This is a genomic window from Streptomyces sp. NPDC055078, from assembly GCF_053607985.1.
In genome coordinates this window covers 1-2,244 of the sequence record NZ_JBSGUP010000962.1, presented here as the reverse complement: position 1 = coordinate 2,244, position 2,244 = coordinate 1, and the positions used below count along the sequence as shown (strand labels likewise).

At 72.5% G+C, this 2,244-nt stretch carries 1 protein-coding gene and 1 pseudogene; both read right to left on the bottom strand.

Going from position 1 to position 2,244, the window contains the following annotated elements:
- Positions 1 to 218 precede the first annotated feature (218 nt).
- Complete coding sequence (locus ACWF94_RS39145) at positions 219 to 1,178, bottom strand: class I SAM-dependent methyltransferase (protein WP_453499850.1); 960 nt, start codon at positions 1,176 to 1,178, stop codon at positions 219 to 221.
- 269 nt (positions 1,179 to 1,447) lie between these two features.
- Positions 1,448 to 2,095, bottom strand: a pseudogene (locus ACWF94_RS39140) (NADPH-dependent F420 reductase); the annotation flags it as partial.
- Positions 2,096 to 2,244: the final 149 nt, after the last annotated feature.

Below are 2,244 nucleotides of genomic sequence, written 5' to 3'. Positions count from 1 at the left end.
GCTCATGGCCCCGCCCGCGAGACCCCGGCGGCGGATACGTGCGGCCAGCCAGGTGAAGAAACCCATCACCGCGGCGAGGGCGCCCAACAGAATCACGAACGGCAGGAACGCATCCATACGTACGGATGCTACCGACCGGGCGTGAGGTGGCCCGAGTGGCCAACCAGCGCGCTCGGTCAGCGGCCATCCGGCCCGGTCGCCGCTTCGTGGCGCAGGGGTCAGCGGTCGGCGGGGGCCTTCCGCCAGACGACGGCCTCGGTGCCCGGCCGGCGTTCGGCGAACCGGCCCGACGGGGATGTCTCGCGCAACAGCCGGCGCAGATCCGCCTCGAAGTCGTCGCGGCGGGCACCGAACAGATGCGGAGCCGAGGACGACAGCGAGAACGCCCACGCGACGACGTCGTCACAGGTGCGTTCCCACACCTGCCCGGCGGGTACGAGGAGACGCTCGGGCCCCAGGAAACCGGCCCGGGTGAACACGGCCGACTCTCCGCCGGGTGTGCCGTTCGGCAGCACCCCGCGCCCGGCTCGCCTGACGGGTCCCAGATACCGCTTGACCAGGTCGTCCACGGCCGGATACGGCACCGCCGGATACGGGGGCGGATGCGAAGCCGGATACGGATACGGAGCCTGATGCGGAAGGCCGTCGACCGCTCGTGACTCCGTCCGCCCGGCCGCCCCGCCCGCGTCGTACTTCTCGCCCGCCTCGTGCTTCTCGCCCGCCTCGTGCTTCTCGTCGGAGATATGCACCAGCGCCCCGCCTGGCCGGAGCAGGTCCCGGACGGTCGCCGCCACCAGGCCGCGGTCCATCCAGTGGAAGGACTGGCCGAAGGTCGCGACGGTGAACGTCCCGAGCCCCGCGGGCAGTTCCTCGGCTCTGGCCCGTACCCACCGAGTCCTCCCGGCCGCTGGGGACTCGGCGGCCAGCCGGACGGCTTCGGCGATCATCCCGGCGTCCGGGTCCACGCCGACAGTCTCGCTGAACAGGTGCGCCAGGCTCAGGGCGAGGGTGCCGGGTCCGCATCCCACATCGAGGAGCCGGCCGCGCCCGTCGAGCCGCAGAACCTCGGCGAGCGCGTCGGCCAGCCCTGGCGCGTACGGCATCCTGCCGCGCCGGTAGTAGCGGGCGGTGCCCGCGAACAAGGTGTCGTCCCACTCCCAGTCGGCGCTCACACCCATCGGCCCCCGTCCCGGGTTACCCGTCTGGGGTTACCCGTCTCGGCGGCCGATGATTCCATGGCGGACCACCGTACAGAAGCGCGCCCGGTTCCATGGACAGATCGCGCCCGGTTCCACGGGCAGGTCACCCATCCCGGCCGTCGAGGCCCTGGGCCTCGACGGTCCCGTCGACGAAGTCCTGTCTGATCAGCCCTCGGGGCCCGTACGGGTGGGTCGGCCCCCGTGCACGGGCGCGCGCGACCGTCCCGTACGCGCGGGCCGCATGACCGTTACACCAGTTCGGCGGCCTCTTCGGCGGACGGGATCGTCCCGAGGCTGGATTCATGGAGGTCGCCGAAGACCTCGATGCGGATGGACCGGTCGATGCCGCCCACCTTGAGCGGGTCGAAGCCGCCCGCCCGGATGAGGCCCGCCACCACGTCGCCCGCAGGGTCGTCGTCGGTCGCGTAGAAGCCCACCGCGCGGTCCGGGGAACGGTTGGCGGCGGCGGTGAGGGTTCCCGCCGTGAGGGTGCCGAACGCCTTGACCAGGCGGGCGCCGTCCGGCAGCAGGGCGGCGATCACGGTGCCCGACGACTGGTCCTCGGGGAGCGTCTTGACGAATCCGCCCTTGTCGTCGACGGCGATGGGGTTCGAGGGGTCGACGACGATCTTGCCGATGAGCCGGTCGCCGTACTGGGCGACGAGTTCCTTGATCGTCTCGAACCAGACGGCGAGGACCAGGACATCCGCCCGGTCCACGGCCTCGTCCACAGAGACGGCCGTCGCCCGGTCCCCGAGCCGGTCCGCCAGTTCCCGCGCGGCGGCGAGCCGATGGCCCGCGACGAGGATCTCCTCGCCGCCGTCCGTCAGATTCGCCGCCAGGCGCGAGCCGATGTTGCCGGTGCCCACAATCGCGGTAGTCACGGGAGCTGCCTCCTCCTCCCGGTCATGACCGGGGCCTGGGGAGCCGGGCCACCGGAAACGCCCATGCGCCGGACCCGGTCATCGGAGCCAGTGGAACACCACCGCGCGGCGTCGGCGCGGTGGGTACCGGCGTCCGGGTGACGACGGGCGCGGACCTGCCC

Excerpts from the sequence above, each read along its gene's own strand:
- ACWF94_RS39145 (WP_453499850.1), bottom strand. The coding sequence starts at position 1,178 with ATGGGTGTGAGCGCCGACTGGGAGTGGGACGACACCTTGTTCGCGGGC.